This is a genomic window from Methylobacterium sp. WL69 (assembly GCF_008039485.1).
Lineage (GTDB): Bacteria > Pseudomonadota > Alphaproteobacteria > Rhizobiales > Beijerinckiaceae > Methylobacterium.
In genome coordinates, this window is record NZ_VRUZ01000082.1 from 1 (window position 1) to 18403 (window position 18403).

11 protein-coding genes are annotated in these 18403 nt (G+C 69.2%); 4 read left to right on the forward strand and 7 right to left on the reverse strand.

What is annotated here, in order from left to right:
* Window positions 1-93 precede the first annotated feature (93 nt).
* The 3 genes from FV218_RS17735 (at window position 94) to FV218_RS17745 (ending at window position 2549) form a co-directional block, all read left to right on the forward strand.
* On the forward strand, window positions 94-714 hold the full coding sequence (locus FV218_RS17735) for a class II aldolase/adducin family protein (RefSeq protein WP_246685166.1): 621 nt from the start codon (window positions 94-96) through the stop codon (window positions 712-714).
* A gap of 408 nt (window positions 715-1122) precedes the next feature.
* On the forward strand, window positions 1123-1614 hold the full coding sequence (locus tag FV218_RS17740; RefSeq protein ID WP_056088416.1) for a MucR family transcriptional regulator: 492 nt from the start codon (window positions 1123-1125) through the stop codon (window positions 1612-1614).
* 128 nt (window positions 1615-1742) lie between these two features.
* A complete protein-coding gene (locus tag FV218_RS17745) occupies window positions 1743-2549 on the forward strand; it encodes a restriction endonuclease (RefSeq protein WP_147710943.1) in 807 nt (268 codons plus the stop codon).
* Here FV218_RS17745 and zwf read toward each other — a convergent pair.
* Together zwf and FV218_RS17755 are read right to left on the reverse strand one after the other, a co-directional pair.
* Window positions 2529-4040 (reverse strand): glucose-6-phosphate dehydrogenase, encoded by a 1512-nt coding sequence (zwf, locus tag FV218_RS17750; RefSeq protein WP_147710944.1) that lies wholly within the window; start codon window positions 4038-4040, stop codon window positions 2529-2531. The genes FV218_RS17745 and zwf overlap by 21 nt on opposite strands.
* Window positions 4041-4232: 192 nt before the next feature.
* Entirely contained in the window at window positions 4233-6320 is a 2088-nt protein-coding gene (locus FV218_RS17755; protein ID WP_246685165.1) for a GGDEF domain-containing phosphodiesterase, read from the reverse strand.
* A gap of 289 nt (window positions 6321-6609) precedes the next feature.
* Between FV218_RS17755 and FV218_RS17760 the strand changes: the two genes are divergently transcribed.
* Window positions 6610-7674 carry a methyltransferase type 12 gene (locus FV218_RS17760; RefSeq protein WP_147710945.1) on the forward strand — a complete coding sequence of 355 codons (1065 nt, stop codon included), beginning with the start codon at window positions 6610-6612 and terminating at the stop codon, window positions 7672-7674.
* 106 nt (window positions 7675-7780) lie between these two features.
* Here FV218_RS17760 and FV218_RS17765 read toward each other — a convergent pair whose 3' ends face one another.
* From FV218_RS17765 to FV218_RS22875, 5 genes are all read right to left on the reverse strand, one after another.
* Window positions 7781-9259 carry an efflux transporter outer membrane subunit gene (locus FV218_RS17765; RefSeq protein ID WP_281407882.1) on the reverse strand — a complete coding sequence of 493 codons (1479 nt, stop codon included), beginning with the start codon at window positions 9257-9259 and terminating at the stop codon, window positions 7781-7783.
* A gap of 194 nt (window positions 9260-9453) precedes the next feature.
* Window positions 9454-12780 carry an efflux RND transporter permease subunit gene (locus FV218_RS17770; RefSeq protein WP_147710946.1) on the reverse strand — a complete coding sequence of 1109 codons (3327 nt, stop codon included), beginning with the start codon at window positions 12778-12780 and terminating at the stop codon, window positions 9454-9456.
* Window positions 12777-15902, reverse strand: coding sequence for an MdtB/MuxB family multidrug efflux RND transporter permease subunit (locus tag FV218_RS17775; RefSeq protein ID WP_147710947.1), 3126 nt, complete (start codon window positions 15900-15902; stop codon window positions 12777-12779). The genes FV218_RS17770 and FV218_RS17775 overlap by 4 nt, the downstream gene beginning before the upstream one ends.
* Window positions 15903-16281: 379 nt before the next feature.
* Window positions 16282-17655: an MdtA/MuxA family multidrug efflux RND transporter periplasmic adaptor subunit gene (locus tag FV218_RS17785; RefSeq protein WP_147710948.1), complete on the reverse strand. Its 1374-nt coding sequence runs from the start codon at window positions 17653-17655 to the stop codon at window positions 16282-16284.
* A 253-nt stretch (window positions 17656-17908) separates the two neighbouring features.
* Window positions 17909-18049 carry a hypothetical protein gene (locus FV218_RS22875; RefSeq protein ID WP_187273094.1) on the reverse strand — a complete coding sequence of 47 codons (141 nt, stop codon included), beginning with the start codon at window positions 18047-18049 and terminating at the stop codon, window positions 17909-17911.
* Window positions 18050-18403: the final 354 nt, after the last annotated feature.

Genomic DNA, 18403 nt, shown 5'->3' on the forward strand with positions numbered 1-18403 from the left:
GAGAGTTTCATGTTATCGTCCCCGTCCGACAACGCCCCGCCCGCCGCCCCGGCGCACGCCCGGATTCTGGCGGCCGAGGGGGTCGTCGCGGCCATGCGCGACCTCCTCGCCCTCGGCCTGAGCCAGGGCACCTCCGGAAACGTCTCCGTGCGCCACGGCGACGGCTTCCTCGTCACCCCCTCGGGCATTCCGGCCGCGGACCTCACCGCCGACAGCATCGTGCCCATGACGTTCGCGGGCACCTGGGACCATGCCCTGGCGCCGTCGTCGGAGTGGCGCTTCCACCGGGACATCCTGCAGCGGCGGCCCGAGATCCACGCCGTGGTCCACGCCCACCCGACCTACTGCACCGCCTTCGCCGTGTGCGGCCGCACCATCCCGGCGGTGCATTACATGATCGCGGCGGTGGGCGGGCCGACCATCCGCTGCGCGCCCTACGCGCCCTACGGCACGGACGAACTCTCCCGCCTCGCCCTCACCGCCCTGGAGGGGCGCGGCGGCTGCCTCCTCGCCAACCACGGCATGATCGCCACGGGCCCGGACCTGGCCCGCGCCCTGTGGCTCGCCGTGGAGATGGAGACCCTGTGCCGGCACTACGCCGTCGCCCTGCAGGTCGGCGCGCCGGTGATCCTGCCCGACGACGAGATCGCCCGGACGGTGGAGCGCTTCCGGACCTACGGCCTCCAGGCGCAGGCGGAATCCGCCCCGCGCTGACCCCGGCGTCGCGCGGCGGAACCGGGGCCCGGGACCGCCGCCGAGGCGGATCGGAGGGCCGGTCCAGGCTCTCCCGAATGATTCCCGAGACGGTCGGGAGCTTTCGGCAGATGACCGGTCCCGTCGGGCACAATCTGATTGGGCCTGAACTGAATTCATTTTCGCGGCCAAACAGGCCGACCCTAAAATTCGGAGCGCCATCGATCGTGATTGTACGCCGTTCAGCTACGTAGGCCGCTTAGGCAGTCAAAGTTCGTATTTAAGGCGAACTTGCCTTGGCCACTTGCGCTTCGACTTATTGCGTCATAGTAGCTCTTGGATCACTATTTTTTGACTTGTTCGAGCCACCAAGGTGCGGAACCGCACAGGCCTCGATCAATGCGATCCACTGCGTAACGGGGGTTCAAAATGAGCGGCGACGGCGAGATGATGCCCGACTACATCGGACTTGCGGCGGACATCGTCTCCGCCTTTGTCAGCAACAACTCGGTTCCGCCCGTCGAACTCCCCGCGCTCATCGCCTCGGTGCACGCCACCCTCGAGCGGCTGACGGCCCCGGTGAGCGAGGAGAAGGCCGAGCCGCTGCAGCCCGCCGTCTCCATCAAGCGCTCGATCACGCCCGATTTCCTCGTCTGCCTGGAGGACGGGAAGAAGTTCAAGTCGCTCAAGCGCCACCTGCGGACGCGCTACGACATGACGCCGGACCAGTATCGCGCCAAGTGGAACCTGCCGAGCGACTACCCGATGGTGGCGCCGAACTATGCCGCCGCCCGGTCGGAACTCGCCAAGAACATGGGCCTCGGCCAGCAGCGCCGGAAACAGGCCGCCGCCGCGGTGGTGACGGAGCCGAAGGCCCCCGCCCCCCGGGGCCGCCGTCCGCGGGTCACCGCCGACGCCTGAGGACGACCCGCCGCCGGTTCGGCCGGCGGCGGGCCGTTAGAGATCGGGCAAGGGTCGCGTGGCTAGAGTCCCGCGGCACGGCCCATGGCCCGGCCATGGCGGCCCGGCGGCCGCGCCGGGATACGTCCATGCCGGGCCGGTCGAGCCTCGTCGCACGCCTGTTCTGGACCACCCTCCTGGGGGGCGGCGCCGCGTTCGTCCTCGGCGCACCGGCCGTCGCCGCCACGGGGCTGTGCCTCGCCGCCCTCGTCCTGCACCGCCTCGACCGGCCCCGGCGCATCCGCCGCCTCATCCGCACGCTCGTCCGGCAGCACGCCCCGACCCTCGCCCTGCGGCGTCGCCAGGAATGTTTCGTGGATGCCTACGGCAATCTCATCAACGACGGCTGGGTGCGCGAGCGCGAATACTTCGCCGAACGGACGATTCTCCCCGCCCTGGACGCGGAAGGCTTCGGCGAGGACGGCGATGTCCTCTGGGATATGATCCTCGCGAGCATCGAGCGCGCGGCCGCCGCGTACCCCCTGCCGGACGCCGCCGACGCGCCCGCCGACGGCATCGCCTACGAGCGGTTCTGCGCCGAGCGCCTGCGCGAGGCGGGCTGGAACGCCCGGGCGACCCAGGCCAGCGGCGACCAGGGCGCCGACATCGTCGCCGAGCGCGCCGGTATCCGCCTCGTGGTTCAGTGCAAGCGCTACGGCAAGCCCGTGGGCAACGGCGCCGTGCAGGAGATCGCCGCCGCCATGCGCTACTGGTCGGGCGACATGGCGGCGGTGGTGTCGAATGCCGGCTTCACGCCATCGGCGCGAAAGCTCGCGGCGGCGACGGGCGTCGAACTTCTGCACCACGACGATCTGGCAACGCTGACGCCGGTGCGCGAGGTCGGCGGGCGCAAGCCCACCCGGTCCAAGGCCCGCTCAAGCGTCGCCGAGCGGTAGCCAGGCGTGGCCGTCGCGGGCGAGCAGGGCCGCGGCCTCGTCGGGCCCGTCGCTGCCGGCGGCGTAGAACGCCACCGGCGCGTCGCGCCAGGCGGCGAGCAGGGGCTCGACGGCGGCCCAGCCGGCCTCGATCCCGTCGGCGCGCTGGAACAGGGTCGCGTCCCCGGTCATGCAATCGTACAGCAGGGTCTCGTAGCCGACGCTCGGGGTCTCGTGGAAGAAGTCGCCGTACTCGAAGGTGGCGACGACGCGGCCGAGGCGCATCTCGGGGCCCGGCCGCTTGGCGTTGAGGCCGAGGCTCATGCCCTGCTCGGGGTCGATGCGCAGGCGAAGGATGTCGGGCATCATCCCGGGCGCCGCCGGGAACGGCGAATGCGCCGGCACCCGGAAATGCACGGCGATCTCCGTGGCCCGGTCGGTCATGCGCTTGCCCGTGCGCAGGTAGAACGGCACGCCGGCCCAGCGCGGGGTGTCGATGGTGAGTTTCAGGGCGACGTAGGTCTCGGTGCGGGACTCCTCGGCCACGTTCGGCTCGGCCCGGTAGCCGATGACGGCCCGGCCGAGTTCCGTCCCGGCGGTGTACTGGCCGCGCACGGCGTCGCCGGGGGCGACGGGCCGGATCGCTTCGAGGAGCCGGCTCTTGGCATCGCGGATCGCCTCCGCCGCGAGGCTGTCGGGCGCCTCCATGGCGACCATGCACAGGAGCTGGAACAGGTGGTTCGGCACCATGTCGCGCAGGGCCCCCGTGGGCTCGTAGAACGCGCCGCGTTCCTCCACCCCGATGGTCTCGGCGGCGGTGATCTCGATGGCCGCCACGTGCTCCGCGCGCCAGACCGGCTCGAGCAGGCCGTTGGCGAAGCGCAGGGCCAGGATGCTCTGGACCGTCTCCTTGCCGAGGAAGTGGTCGATGCGGAAGAACTGGCCCTCGTCGCCCTGGGCCAGCAGGGTCGCGTTGAGCGCCTTCGCCGAGGCGAGATCGCTGCCGAACGGCTTTTCCACCACCACCCGGCGGAACGCGCCGTCGCCCTGTTTCAGGAGCCCCGCCGCCCCGAGCTGCTCGACGATGGGCCCGAAGAACCGGGCCGAGACGGCGAGGTAGAACACGACGTTGCCGGTGAGCGCCCCGGCGAGATCCCGGAAGGTGGCGGAGTCCGAAAAATCGCCGTGGCGGAAGTGGAGCCGGTCGCGCACGAAGCCCCAGGCCGTCGCGTCGATGTGGTCGGGGTGGAACTCCGAGGTGTGATCCGTGGTGAAGGACTGCATGGTCTCGGACAGCGCCTTGCACCAGCCCTCGTCGGTGTTGTCGTTGTGATCGACGCCGATGACCGCGAAGTCTTCGGACAGGAGCTTGCCCGCCGAGAGGTTGTACAGGGCCGGCATCAGCAGGCGCTTGGTCAGGTCGCCGGAGGCGCCGAAGATCACCAGGGTGCAGGGCGGTGCGGCCGGGCTGTCGCTCGGCGGCGGTGTCTCGTGTGCGGCGTCGGTGCTCATGGCGGTCTCCCGTGCCTCGCGCGGCCCTTCGCGCGGAATCGCAGGTCAACCTATCGCAGTGCGGCACGTTCCGGGGTGCGAATGCGGCGGGTCACGCGGGGGATCGCATGGCACCGGCCGACACGGCCCGCGGCCGTCCGTCGACCTCCGTCGCCGCCCCGTCATGGCGCGAACTCGGCGGAGGGGGCGTAGTCACGCCACGGCGGGGTGGTCGGCGAGGCGCAGGACGAGTTCGTGCTTCGGCATCGGGCGACCGAGGTGATAGCCCTGAAACAGATCGACGCCGAAGGAGGCGACGAGTTCGACTTGGCCGGCGTCCTCGACGCCCTCCACGATCGTCCGCTGGGCGCAACTGCCGACCAGATCGATGATGTTCTTGAGAAGCTTGGCGCCCCGCGGGGTGTCGCAGCTCTGGACGAAGAACCGATCGATCTTGACCATGTCGAAGCGCAGTTCGCTCAGACAGGTCAGGCCGGCGAACCCCGTTCCGAAATCGTCGAGCCAGACCCGGATCCCGATGGCGGACAGCCGCTCCATCAGGAGGGTGACCCTGGGATTTCCGCTGATCTGGCCTCCCTCGGTGATCTCCAGGGCAAGGCGGGACGGGGCGATGGCGGCGGCGTGCACGATCGCCTCGATCGTGCGCACGAAATTCGGGTCCTCGATCTGCCGCGACGACACGTTGACGCTGACGACCGGGAGGGCGGGTTCGCTGGCCAGAAGATCGCAAGCCTCGCGCAGCATCCATTCGCCGAGTTCCACGATGACGCCGGTCCGCTCGGCCACGGGGATGAACGCTTCCGGCGACACGGCCCGCCCCTCGGGATCCTTGAGGCGCATCAGAGCCTCGGCAGCCCAGATGAGGCCCGACGTCACGTCGACGATGGGTTGGAAGACCGCAGAGATGCGCCGGTCCGCAATCGCCGACCGCAACATCTCGGCCGTGAGCATGTCGCCCGCATCGGATTCGAGCATCCGCCGGTCGAAGGTCCGGACGCAGTTGCGCCCCTCTTCCTTCGCCGCATAGAGCGCGATATCGGCCGCCGTGATCGCCCGCTCGGGCTTGTCGCCGTCGACATCCCCCGAAAATGCCGCGCCGATGCTGACCGTGATGCCCGAGAGGTGATCGCGGCGCGCCGTATGGGCGATCTGCAGACCCTCGACGGCCTGCCGTATCTCCTCGGCGAACGCGGCGACCTGCTCCCGCGAATCGGCCGGGAAGAGGGCGGCGAACTCCTCGCCGCCGAAGCGGCCGAGGGCGTAGTGCAGGGGCTCGGTCACGTTTCCCATGGCGCGACTGATGGCGGCCAGACAGCGATCGCCCTGCTGATGCCCGTACCGGTCGTTGTAGGATTTGAAATAGTCGACATCGATCAGGACGACGCCGAAGGCCCGGCCCGACTCCCTGCCGTCGAGCCAGAGCCTGCGCAGGACGTCGTCGATCGCCCGGCGGTTCGCCAGGCCGGTCAGGGCGTCCGTCGTCGACAGCCTGACCAGTTCCTCGCCGCGCTTCACGATCTCCCGCTGGCGCAGCTCTGCCCGGCAGGCATTCAGGTGCACGCGATAGCGCTCGCGATTGTGCTTGAAGTTGAGAAAGACGGTCAGAAGGAAGCTGCACAGGTACAGCGACCCGAAGCAAATGATGTAGGTCGTATCGCCGACGAAAATCGTCGCCCAGATCAGGAAGATTACGGCGATCAATCCAGAGGAAAGCAGCGCAAATTCGAAGCTGAGGTTGAAGAACAAGTTGGCGACCAGCATGAAGATCAGCCCGTACCCGGCATAATAGAGCGTCGCCGTCGTCTCCACGCTGTGCGTGGCGAGAAGCAGCCACGCGGCGAAGCCGAAGACGATCCCGATGGCGCATTGGAATTCGAGGAAGCGCGTCCCGACGTTGCGCCGAACCTGAATCCCGATCGCCAGCGCGTAGACCAAGCCCACGACCAGGCGAAGCGGCAGGAGGTAAGGGAGCATGTCGGGGATCAGGAGGGCGTCCGTCGCCGCGAACGCGACGTAGAGCAGGCCGACGAACTGGCAGGCCCGGCCGAGTTCGGTGCTCAGGGCCATCGAGTGCTGAACCGCGAAGGCGGCATCGAGCTGGGGCGAGCGGCGCTCGAACCAACGCTTGCCGAGTTCTCGATCGAGCAGATCTAGCGTTGCGGTGGTCATTGTTCTGGCGCCTCTCCACCCGCTGGTAGCAGCGCTGATTTCCCAAAATCCTAATGGAATGAGTACAGGCGTCCTCCGTTCGGACAGCCGACGTCTACCGCTGGAATCCATCCACAACCTTCGATCTTTACGGTTCCCGCGTCGCGAGAGTAGGCGCGACCGGCGCATTGCCTGTGCGCCCGGCGCGAAAGTCCCAACCGGTCGAGGGGCTTGACGTCGATTTCGACACGACGGGAGCCGGACTCGGCGCAGGCTCGGCCGCGCCGTCCCGCCATCCTCGGCGCGCGTCGAAGATGGGAAATTTTGCACACTTTCCCTGGACAGCGCGTAACCTCGCGTTAACCATAAGGCCTCGCACCCCGGAATTGTCCGAGCATGGGTGCAAGAGGGCGTTGAACAGATGGCCAGCGGCGTACTTTCGCTGTTTCGTGAACACGATCGCCTGAGCAGCTTCAAATCTCTGAAGGATAGCTCACGGAATGAAGTCGAAAACCGCTACTCGGTGTCGATACCCAAAGCACTTTACCCCGTCGTGGCCGATGACGTTCAGCGAGCCTTGACGAACATCATCGATTTAGCATCGCCGGGAGACTATACGTCACTGACGGATACGCTGATTGATCTTCTGGGCATTCTGAAGGAAACTTTCAGTGACCAGGCCTGGCGCGAGGCTGTCCTTCCGGCGGCCCGATCCCATGCCGTCGCAGGCCTGATGCACGAGTGCCCCTTCACCCGGCATTCGTTCTCCAGACCGCGGGGATACCCTGGCGATGCCGGGCTGATCGACTTCGTCTATCGCCATCCGGCCGCGAGACCGGCCCAGGAGGCGGCCACGGAAGCCGGGCGCACGGTCATGGCCTTCACCGTCGACGTCGCGGCCTGTGAAGCCGTCCGTCACCGCCGCTCCGTCCTCGCGGCGAAGATCGACGAGGCGGCCGCCCGCCGCGAGATGCCCGCGATCCTGTCCGTGGCCAGCGGACATCTGCGCGAGGCGGAACTCAGCATCGCCCTGAAGGGGGGGCGCGTCGGGCGACTGCTCGCCGTCGACCAGGATGGCGAGAGCCTGGCCGCCGTCGACGGATATCGCGATTCGGTTTCACACGCGATCGAGACGCGGCAGGCGACGGTCCGCCAGATCCTGACGGACCGGACCGACTTGGGGCGGTTCGACCTCGTCTATGCCGCCGGTCTGTACGACTATCTCGATGCCCGGGTGGCGGCGCGCCTGACGCGCGTCCTGTTCGACCACCTCCAGGTCGGCGGCCGGCTTCTGATCCCCAACTTCCTCTGGGGCGTCCGCGAAGAGGCCTATATGGAGGTCTTCATGGATTGGTACCTGCTCTACCGCACCCCTCAGGAGATTGAGCGCTTCACGCAGGAGATCGATCCGGCGTCGATCCGGACGACGCGGTACACGGAGGATGCCGCGGGTACGATCGGTTACCTGGAGATCGAACGGATCTAGTGTCCCGTCCGCGTCCGGGCATCGCGTCGGGGACCCGAACCACGGGCTCGGGTCGCAAGGGGCCCCTCGCGCCGGGGAACGACACGAACCTCGACAGGCGTGCCCCTCACTCGTCCGTCCGCACCGCCTGTCCGGAATCGATGGGCAGGCGCGTGCCCTTGAGCTCGTCGCCGGTGGGCAGGCTGCGCACGTCCCAGCCGCCGCCGAGGGCCCGGATCAGGGCCACGGCGGTGGTGAAGCGGTTGAGGCGGATCTGCAGGGCGTTGATCTCGTTGTTGAGGGCGATGGACTGGGCCGTGACCACGGTGGTGTAGTTCTGGGTGCCGGCGCGGTACTCGTTCAGGGTGATCTCGACGCCGCGCCGGGCGGAGGCCACGGCCTCGTCCTGCGCCGTCTGCTGGCGGGCGAGGATGCGGACGCCGGCCAAGCCGTTCTCGACCTCGCCGAAGGCGGTGAGCACGGTCTGGCGATAGTTCGCCACCGCCGCATCGTAGGCCGCGCGGGTGATGCGGAGCGCCGCCGCGCGGGCGCCGCCGTCGTAGAACACCTCCGTGCCGGCGGCGGCAACCGACCAGACCTGATTGGCCGCCGAGAACACACCGTTGGAGGTCAGGCCCGAGATGCCGCCCGAGGCCGAGAGGGTGACGGTGGGGTAGAACGCCGCCACGGCGACGCCGATGAGTTCGCTCTGGGCCTGCACGTTGCGCTCGGCCTGGGCGACGTCGGGGCGGCGCTCGAGCAGGGCGGAGGGGATGCCCACGGGCACGGCGGGCGGGCGCACGGCGAGCGCCGCCACGGGCAGGGACAGCTCCGAGGGCGGGCGCCCGACGAGGGTCGCCAGCGCGTGTTCGAAGATCGCCCGCTGCAGGCCGATGGCAATGGCCTGGGCCTGCGTCGTCTGCAGCAAGGTCTGGGCGGTGATGACATCGGAGCGGGCGGCGACGCCGGCCGAATACTGGTTCTCGGTGATGGCGAGGCTCTTCTTGAACCCGGCGATGTTCTCGTCGAACACCCGCTGCAGGGAATCCTGATAGCGCAGGCTGAGGTAGTTGTTCGCCACCTCCGACTGCAGGGTGAGGCGCACCAGGGCGAGGTCGGCGGCGCTGGCCTGGGCGGTGGCGACCTCGCTCTCGAGGTTGCGCCGGATGCGGCCGAACAGGTCGAGCTCCCAGCTCGCCTGGCCCTGGAGCGACACGGTGGTGCGCTCGGAGCCGCCGACCCGCGAGCGGGTGATGTTCGGCGCGCCGATCACCGTGGGGAACAGGGCGGCGCGGGCCTGGGCGACGAAGCCGCGGGCCTGCTCGTAGGCGGCGACCTGGGCGCGCAGGCTCTGGTTGTCGACGTCGACGAGGCGGATCAGGCGGTCGAGGGCCGGATCGCGAAACACCCGCCACCAGTCGCCGCGCTCGGCCCCGTCGTTGGGGGCGGCCGGGCGCCAACCCTTCCGGCTCGCCACGTAAGCGGCGGAATCCTCGCGGGCGCCGCCCTCCTTGAAGGCGAGCGGCGTCTCGACGGAGGGACGGGAATAGTCGGGGCCGACCATGCAGCCGGAGACGGTGCCGGCGAGGAGAATGGCGAGGCACAGCGCCCCCTTCCCTCCCCCCCTCGCGGGGGAGGGTGGCCCGCGAAGCGGGTCGGGAGAGGGGAGCACCGCCCCGTCCGAAGAGGGCGGCGCTGCCCCTCTCCCGGTCGCTCCGCGACCACCCTCCCCCGCAGAGGGGGGAGGGTTTTCCTGCACGCGACGCGCCGCTCGAAATCCCACGGCCAACCCACCCACGCTCATTCGGCCGGGCCGGGAACCGCGCCGGGGACCGCGCCGAGGGCGGGACCGCGCCGGCGCAGGCGGTCGAGGTAGAGGTAGACGACAGGGGTGGTGTAGAGGGTCAGGATCTGGCTCACGATGAGGCCGCCGACGATGGCGATGCCGAGGGGGCGGCGCAGCTCCGAGCCCTCCCCGCCCGCGAGGATGAGGGGGAGCGCGCCGAGCATCGCGGCGAGCGTTGTCATCATGATCGGACGGAAGCGCAAGAGGCAGGCTTCGAAGATCGCGTCCCGGGGGTGCAGGCCGCGGGTGCGCTCGGCGTCGAGGGCGAAGTCGATCATCATGATGGCGTTCTTCTTGACGATGCCGATGAGCAGGAACACCGCGATGAGGGCGATGACCGTGAATTCGGTCCCCGAGACCAGGAGCGCCAGGAGCGCGCCGATGCCCGCCGACGGCAGGGTCGAGAGGATCGTCAGCGGGTGGATGAAGCTCTCGTAGAGGATGCCGAGGATGGTGTAGACGGCGACCAGGGCCGCCAGGATCAGCAGGGGCTGGCGCGACGACGATTCCTGAAAGCTCTTGGCGGACCCGGCGAATTCGCCGTGGATGGTGGCGGGCAGGCGCAGGTCGGTCATGGCCTGCTCGATGGCGGCCGTGGCGTCCGACAGGCTTTTCCCCGGCGCCAGGTTGAACGAGATCGTGGTGGCGACGAACAGGCCCTGGTGGCTCACCTGCACGGGGGCGTTGCCGGTCTCCAGATGGGCGAAGGCCGAGAGCGGGATCATGGTCTCCTTGGCACTCGACACCGGCGCGCTCGACGAGGCCCCGCCCTTGCCGCCCGCGATGGCGTTGGCGGCGGCATTGCGGGCGGAATCGCCCGCGAGGGCGGCGGCGGGGTCGGTCGCGGCGGCGTTGCCGCCCGTGCTGGTGTTGCCGGCCGGGTTGGTGTTGACGGTGCCGCCCGTCGCCACGGTGCCGGCCACGGCGTTGGTGGTGGCCGAGCCCCGCGCCTTGCCGCCCGAGGTGGAGACGTAGAGGGTCTTCAGGGTGTCGGGGCTCTGGAGGTAGCGCGGGGCGATCTCCATGACGACGTGGTACTGGTTCAGCGGGTTGTAGATGGTCGAGACCTGGCGCTGGCCGAAGGCGTCGTAGAGGGTGTTGTCGATCTTGTCCGGGGTCAGGCCGTAGCGGAAGGCCGTGGCCCGGTCGATGACGAGGCGGGTCTCCAGCCCGCCCTCCTGCTGGTCCGAGGTGACGTCGGCGAAGAGCGGGTTCTTCTGCAGGACCTGGAGCAGCTTCGGGGCCGCGGCGTAGAGCTCCTCCGAGGTGTCGCCCTGGAGGGTGTACTGGTAGGTGGCGAAGCTCTGGCGTCCGCCCATGCGCAGGTCCTGGCGCGGGAACAGGTAGAGCCGCGCGCCCGCCACCTGGGCGAGCTTCGGGCGCAGGCGCACCATCACCTGCTCGATGGGATCGCGCTGGGCCTTGGGCTTGAGGCCGACGAAGACGTTGGCCGAGTTGGTGCCGCGGCCGCCGGTGAAGCCGACGACGCTGTCCACCGCCGGATCGGCTTGCACGATGGCGGTGGCCTGTTCGAGCTTCTGCTTCATCGCCTGGAACGAGATGCGCTGGTCGGCCTGGATGCCGCCCATCATCTGCCCCGTGTCCTGCTCGGGAAAGAAGCCCTTCGGCACGATGATATAGAGGTAGACGTTGAGGCCGACCGTGGCGACGAGGCTGAGCACCACGAGGCGGCGGTGGCGCAGGGCCACGCGCAGGGTGCGCTCGTAGGCGGCGAGCATTCCATCGAACCCCGCTTCCAGACCGCGCAGGAAAAAATTCGGCCGGCGCGCCGGGTCGTGGGTCTCGGGCTTCAGCAGCAGCGCACACATCATCGGCGTGGTGGTGAGCGACAGCACCAGGGAGATGAGGATCGCCAGGGACAGGGTGACGGCGAATTCCTGGAACAGGCGCCCGACGATGCCGCCCATGAGCAGGATCGGCAGGAACACCGCCACCAGGGACAGGCTCATGGAGATGACGGTGAAGCCGACCTCGCGGGCGCCGAGCAGGGCCGCCTCGACCCGCGAGCGGCCCCGCTCGATGTGGCGCTGGATGTTCTCCAGGACCACGATGGCGTCGTCGACGACGAAGCCCGTGGCGATGATCAGCGCCATGAGGGACAGGATGTTGAGGCTGTAATCGAGGAGGTACATCGCCGAGAAGGTGCCGACGATGGAGATCGGCACGGCCACCGCCGGGATCAGGGTGGCGCGGCCCGAGCGCAGGAAGACGAAGACCACGAAGATCACCAGCACCACGGCGATGAGCAGGGTCTCCTGGGTCTCGGCCAGGGACGCCCGGATGGTGGCGCTGCGGTCGCCCGTGACCATGAGGTCGATGTCGCCCGGCAGCGCCGCCTTGACCTGGGGGATCGCCCGCTTGAGCCCGTCGATGGTGTCGACGACGTTGGAGGCGGGCTGCTTGTAGATGAACAGGATCACGCCGGGCTTGCCGTTGACGAGGCCGAGGTTGCGCTTGTCCTCCACGGAATCCACGACCTTGCCGACATCGGTCAGGCGCACGGCGGCGCCGTTGCGATAGGCCACGACGATGTCGCGATAATCGGCCGCCACCCGGCCCTGGTCGTTGGCGTAGAGCTGGTAGCGGCTGGTGGCGGTCTCGATGGCGCCCTTGGGCGAGTTCGCGTTGGCCGAGGCCAGGGCCGCGCGGATGCCCTCCAGGCCGATGCCGTAGTTGAACAGGGCGGTGGGATCGAGCTCGACCCGCACGGCCGGGAGCGACGAGCCGCCGATGTCGACGTTCCCGACCCCGGGCAGCTGGGACATCTTCTGCTGCACCACCGTGGCGGCGGAATCGTAGAGCTGGCCCGGCGTCAGGGTGTCGGAGGTCAGCGCCAGGATGAGGATCGGCGAATCGGCCGGGTTGAACTTGCGGTAGGTCGGGTTCTGCCGCAGCGCCGTCGGCAGGTCGGCCCGGGCCGCGTTGATGGCCGCCTGGACGTCGCGGGCGGCCCCGTCGATGTTCCGGTTGAGGCCGAACAGCAGGATGATCCTGACCGAGCCGACGGAACTCGTCGAGGTCATCTCGTTGACGTCCGCGATGGCGCCGAGACGCCGTTCGAGGGGCGCCGCGACGGTGGTCGCCATGGTCTCGGGCGAGGCGCCCGGCATCGACGCCTGGACGAGGATCACGGGAAAATCCACCTGCGGCAGGGGCGCCACCGGCAGCTTCAGGAACGCGAAGAGGCCCGCCAGCAGCACGCCGAGGGTGAGCAGGATCGTGGCGACGGGCCGGCGGATGAACGGGGCGGAGACGTTCACGGCAGTGCCTCGACGCTGCCAGCCCCGCCTTCGCGGCGCCCCGTGATCCGCCGCTCGAGGCGGTCGAACGCCAGATAGATCACCGGCGTCGTGAACAGCGTCAGCACCTGGGAGACGATGAGGCCGCCCGCGATGACGATGCCGAGGGGCTGGCGCAGTTCGGCGCCGACGCCGGTGCCGACGATGAGGGGCACCGCCGCGAACAGGGCGGCCAGGGTCGTCATCAGGATCGGCCGGAAGCGCAGGAGGCAGGCTTCGTAGATGGCGTCGCGGGGATTCATCCCGTCCTCGCGCTCGGCCTGGAGCGCGAAGTCGATCATCATGATGGCGTTCTTCTTCACGATGCCGATGAGCAGCACGATGCCGATGACGGCGATGATGTCCAGCGACAGGCCGAACAGCATCAGGCCGAGCAGGGCGCCGATGCCGGCGGACGGCAGGGTGGAGAGGATCGTGATCGGGTGGATGAAGCTCTCGTAGAGGACGCCGAGCACGATGTAGACGGTGACGATGGCGGCGATGACCAGGAACAGCTGGTTCGACAGGGCCGACTGGAACGCGAAGACCGAGCCCTGCGGCACGACGCGAAAACTCGGGGGCAGGTCGATGGCCTTGCCCGCCGCCTCCACCGCCGCCACGGCGTCGCCCAAAGCCGCGCCGGGGGCGAGGTTGAACGACACGGTGGTGGCCGGGAACTGGCCGAGATGGGAGATGAGCAGGGGCGCCCGCCGCTCGCTCACCCGCGCCACGGCCGAGAGCGGCACCTGACCGGACGCCACCGTGGAGGACGGCAGGTAGATGTGGTCGAGGCTCTCGATGGTGGTGTGGAGCGCCGGATCGGCCTCGAGGATCACCCGGTACTGGTTCGACTGGGTGAAGATCGTCGAGATGATGCGCTGGCCGAAGGCGTCGTAGAGGGCGTTGTCGACGGTGGCCGGGGTGATGCCGTAGCGCCCCGCCGTCGCCCGATCGATGGTGATGTAGGCCGACAGCCCGCTGGCCTGGAGGTCGCTCGCGACATCCATGAGCAGGGGCGAGGTCTGGAGCTGGCGCACGAAGCGCGGCACCCAAATCTCGAACTCCGCCAGATTCGGGTTCTCGAGGATCACCTGATACTGCGTCGCGCTCACCGCCGTGTCGATGGTGAGGTCCTGGACCGATTGCAGGTAGAGGCGGATGCCGGCGACCCCCGTGGTCGCGGCCTTGATCCGTTCGATGATCTGGCCCGCCGTCGCGGTCCGGGCGTCGTGGGGCTTCAGATTGATGAGGAACCGGCCGGAATTCAGGGTCACGTTCTGGCCGTCGACGCCGATGAACGACGACAGGCTCGCCACGTCCGGGTCCTGCAGGATGAGGCCGGCGAGCTTCTGCTGGCGCTCGGCCATGGCGGCGTAGGACACGGTCTGGTCGGCCTGGGTGATGCCCTGGACGACGCCGGTGTCCTGCACGGGGAAGAACCCCTTGGGGATCACCACGAACAGGTAGGCGGTGAGCGCCACGGTCGCGAGCGTCACCACGAGGGTCAGGCCCTGGTGGCGCAGGACCACCCGGAGCATCCGGCCATACCCTGAGATGATGCCGTCCATGGAGCGGCGGGCGGCGCGGGCGATGAAGCCCTCGCGGCGCTCGGTTTCCGTCGCCGGCTTGTGCTTCAGCAGGCGCGCGCACAGCATCGGCACCAGGGTCAGCGACACCACCGCCGAGATCACGATGGTGGCCGCCAGCGTGATGGCGAATTCGTGGAACAGGCGCCCGACGACGTCGCCCATGAACAGGAGCGGGATCAGCACGGCGATGAGCGAGACGGTGAGCGAGATGATGGTGAAGCCGATCTCGCGGCTGCCCTTGAGGGCGGCTTCGAGTGGCGAATCCCCCTCCTCGACATGGCGGGCGATGTTCTCGATGACCACGATGGCGTCGTCGACCACGAAGCCCGTGGCGATGGTGAGGGCCATGAGCGAGAGGTTGTCCAGCGAGAAGCCGTAGAGGTCCATGATGGCGAGCGCCCCGATGAGGGAGAGCGGCACCGACAGGCTCGGGATCAGGGTGGCGGAGACGCTGCGCAGGAACAGGAAGATCACCAGCACCACGAGGCCGATGGCCAGCGCCAGTTCCACCTGCACGTCGTGGACGGAGGCGCGGATGGTGACGGTGCGGTCGGTGAGCAGGCCCACGGAAATCGCCGCCGGCAGGGTCGCCTGGAGCTGGGGCAGCAGCGCCTTGATCTTGTCCACCGTCGCGATGACGTTGGCGCCGGGCTGGCGCTGGATGTTGAGGATGACCGCCGGGGTCTCGTCGGCCCAGGCGCCGAGCTTGGTGTTCTCCGGTCCGGCGACCACGTCGGCCACGTCCGAGAGCCGCACCGGGGCGCCGTTCTTGTAGGCGATGATGGCCGCGTCGTAGGCCTTCGGGTCGCGGATCTGGTCGTTGGCGTTGATGGCGTAGGACTGGGTCGGCCCGTCGATGGTGCCCTTGGGCGTGTTGACGTTGAGGTTGGTGATGGTGGTGCGCAAATCGTCGATGTTGAGGCCGTAGGCCGCGAGCGCCCGCGCGTTGAACCGCACCCGGATGGCCGGGCGCTGGCCGCCACCGGTGCTGACGAGGCCGACGCCCGCCACCTGGGAGATCTTCTGCGCCAGCCGCGTCTCGGCGAGGTCGCGCACTTCCGTGAGCGGCATGGTCTTCGAGGTGAGCGCCAGGGTCAGGATCGGCGCGTCGGCAGGGTTGACCTTGGCGTAGATGGGCGGGGCCGGCAGGTCGGCGGGCAGGAGGTTGCCGGCGGCGTTGATGGCCGCCTGGACCTGCTGCTCGGCGATGTCGAGCGGCAGGTCGAGGTTGAACTGCAGGGTGACCACCGAGGCCCCGGCAGAACTCTGCGAGGTCATCTGGTTGAGGTTGGCGAGCTGCCCGAACTGGCGCTCCAGGGGCGCGGTCACCGCCGAGGTCATCACCTCGGGGCTGGCGCCCGGATAGAACGTCTGGATCTGGATCGTCGGGTAATCCACCGACGGCAGGGCCGAGACCGGCAGGTTCAGGTACGAGACCATCCCGACCATCAGGATCGCCAGCATGAACAGCGTGGTGGCGACGGGCCGCAGGATGAACAGGCGGGACGGGTTCATGGGGTGAGGCCGCGCCGGAGGGCATGACGAGCGTCGCGCATGGCAACCTCGCCGGGTCCTCGATGGATCAGGCGGAGGTGCGCGCCCCCTCTCCCCGCGGGCGGGGAGAGGACCGCGGACACCCTGTCGTGTCCGCGGTGAGCGGAGGCGAAGCCGCAGCGACGGTGAGGGGGACTCTCCGAAAGTGACTCCTCCGGTGCCACCCCCTCACCATCGGCTGCCGCCTCGCCGCGCCGACGACAAGGTCGTCGCGGCCCTCTCCCCGCGAGCGGGGAGAGGGGACGCGCACCAACGCCGCGTCCACGAGTCTCACCGAGACCTGCACCTTCTAAAGAAGCGGACCTCCACCCAACCACCGGCGAAGAAGCGACGAAAGTGATCATTGCGCGGCCGGGCGCTGGCGGCGGCGCTCGGGCTTCTGGGCCTCGGGGGCGACGGCGTCGGCCTTCGCCGCCTCCGCCTTGGCATCCTCGGGCTTCGGGCCGGCGGCACCGGGCGGGCGGGTGCCGTCGTCGGTGATGCGGACGCTCGCCCCCTCGCGCAGACGGTCGGTGCCGTCGACCACGACGCGGTCGCCGACGCTCAGCCCGGCCGTCACCGCCGTGCGGGCGCCGTCGGCCTCGCCCAGGGTGATGGGGCGGACCACGACCTTGTCGTCGCCCTGCAGGAGGTAGACGTAGGTGCCCGGCGTGCCGCGCAGGATCGCGGCCGTGGGGACGATGGGGGCCTGCCGCACCGTGTCCACGGTGAGCTTGGCGTTGACGAACTGGTTCGGGAACAGGGCGTCGTCGGCGTTGTCGAACAGGGCGCGCAACTTCACCGTGCCGGTGGTGGTGTCGATCTGGTTGTCCACGGTGTCGAGGGTGCCGGTGGCGAGCACATTGGCGTCGCCCCGGTCGTAGGCCGACACCGCGAGCTTGGCGCCCGCGCGCAAGCGGCGCATCACCTTGGCGACGTCGTCCTCGGGCAGGGTGAACACCACGGAGATCGGGTGCAGCTGCGTCACCACCACCAGGCTGGTCGAGGCGGCGGTGATGTAGTTGCCCTGATCGACCTGGCGCAGGCCGACGCGGCCCTCCACCGGCGAGACGATGCGGGTGTAGGTGATGTTGAGCTTCTGCTGATCGACCAGGGCCTGGTCGGCCGCCACGGTGCCCTCGTTCTGCTTGACCAGGGCGCCCTGCGTGTCGACGTTCTGCTTCGAGATGGAATCCTGCTGGGCGAGGCGCTGGAACCGGGCCAGATCGAGCTTCGAGTTCTGCAGCAGGGCCTGATCGCGCATGAGCTGGCCCTGGTACTGGGCGAGCTGGGCCTCGTAGATCCGCGAATCGATCTGGGCGAGGAAATCGCCCTTCTTGACCATCTGGCCCTCGCGGAACCCGATCTCCATGAGGTAGCCGCTGATCTGCGAGCGCACGGTGACGTTGGCGAGCGGCGTCACCGTGCCGAGGCCGGCCAGCACGATGGGCACGTCGCCGGCCGCGATGGTGGCGATGCCCACCGCCTGGGCCGGCTCGCCGTGGCGCCCGGCACCGCCGCGCCCGCCCTTGCCGCGGGGCCCGGCCGCCTCCGTCGCGCCCTCGGACTTCTTCGCGACGGAGTGACGGTAGCCGTAATATCCGCCGCCCGCGAGCAGGAGTACGAGGACGAGCCACAGCCAGCCGCGGCCGCGGCGCGTCGGCGCGGACCGGGTCTCGCCCGGGGTCGTGTAGTCCCGCGCGGTCTCGGTGCGGATGGGGGAATTCTCGTTCATGGCGTCACAGCATCATCGGGCGGGGCGCCCTCGCGGACCGGCGCGTCCCATCGAACTCAGGTGGGGAAGATAGGCCCGCGCCGCGGCGCCCGACAGTTCGGGGCAACGTCGCACCCGGACGGGCGACGCGGGCGGTCCGAAACCTTTGGCAGCGCGGCATGGGGCCCCTTCTGGCGAGCCAATACGACGCCAGTACGGCACCCGCGTTTCCCCCGTGTTGCTGTCCCTGTGTTGCTGTCCCCTCGAGAAACCGTCAGGGCCGCGTCGCGGGATCGTAGGCGCGCACCACGGCGCGGTACTCCGCGTCCACGGGCGTCACGGGGACGAGGTGGCGCAGGCCCAGGCCCAGGAACGCCGTGGCGAGGGCGAGGAGGAGGCAGGTGCGGACACGCATGGCACCCCGTTCCTGCCACAGGCCCCGGGCCGCTTCACGCGAAAAAGACCGTCGCTGGGGACGACGGCCTTCTCGGGAAGACAGAAACATTCGATCGGGAAGACACGTCTTTGGAAAGACTTCGGACCGGAGCGGAGACCACCCACCCGAAACGAGGGGGCGAAGTTCCAGGGGAGCCATCGCCGCTCCGGCCGTGATCCGAACGTAAATCACGGCTGATGAATGTCAACAATCGTCAGTCGAAAGGGTCTGGCCAGGGTCTTCGCAGGTGCGCGGCCGCACATTTCTCGCGCGCCCGCCGTCGTGCTACGCATCCGGCCCTCCGCGCCCCCGCGCCCGATCCCCGTCGTGCCC

Bases quoted from the DNA above. Each gene is read 5' to 3' on its own strand.
- FV218_RS17740 (WP_056088416.1), top strand. From the start codon at position 1,123: ATGAGCGGCGACGGCGAGATGATGCCCGACTACATCGGACTTGCGGCG.
- FV218_RS17735 (WP_246685166.1), top strand. From the start codon at position 94: ATGCGCGACCTCCTCGCCCTCGGCCTGAGCCAGGGCACCTCCGGAAAC.
- FV218_RS17775 (WP_147710947.1), bottom strand. From the start codon at position 15,902: ATGAACCCGTCCCGCCTGTTCATCCTGCGGCCCGTCGCCACCACGCTG.
- FV218_RS22875 (WP_187273094.1), bottom strand. From the start codon at position 18,049: ATGCGTGTCCGCACCTGCCTCCTCCTCGCCCTCGCCACGGCGTTCCTG.
- FV218_RS17760 (WP_147710945.1), top strand. From the start codon at position 6,610: ATGGCCAGCGGCGTACTTTCGCTGTTTCGTGAACACGATCGCCTGAGC.
- FV218_RS17785 (WP_147710948.1), bottom strand. From the start codon at position 17,655: ATGAACGAGAATTCCCCCATCCGCACCGAGACCGCGCGGGACTACACG.
- FV218_RS17745 (WP_147710943.1), top strand. From the start codon at position 1,743: ATGCCGGGCCGGTCGAGCCTCGTCGCACGCCTGTTCTGGACCACCCTC.
- FV218_RS17755 (WP_246685165.1), bottom strand. From the start codon at position 6,320: ATGGATTCCAGCGGTAGACGTCGGCTGTCCGAACGGAGGACGCCTGTA.
- zwf (WP_147710944.1), bottom strand. From the start codon at position 4,040: ATGAGCACCGACGCCGCACACGAGACACCGCCGCCGAGCGACAGCCCG.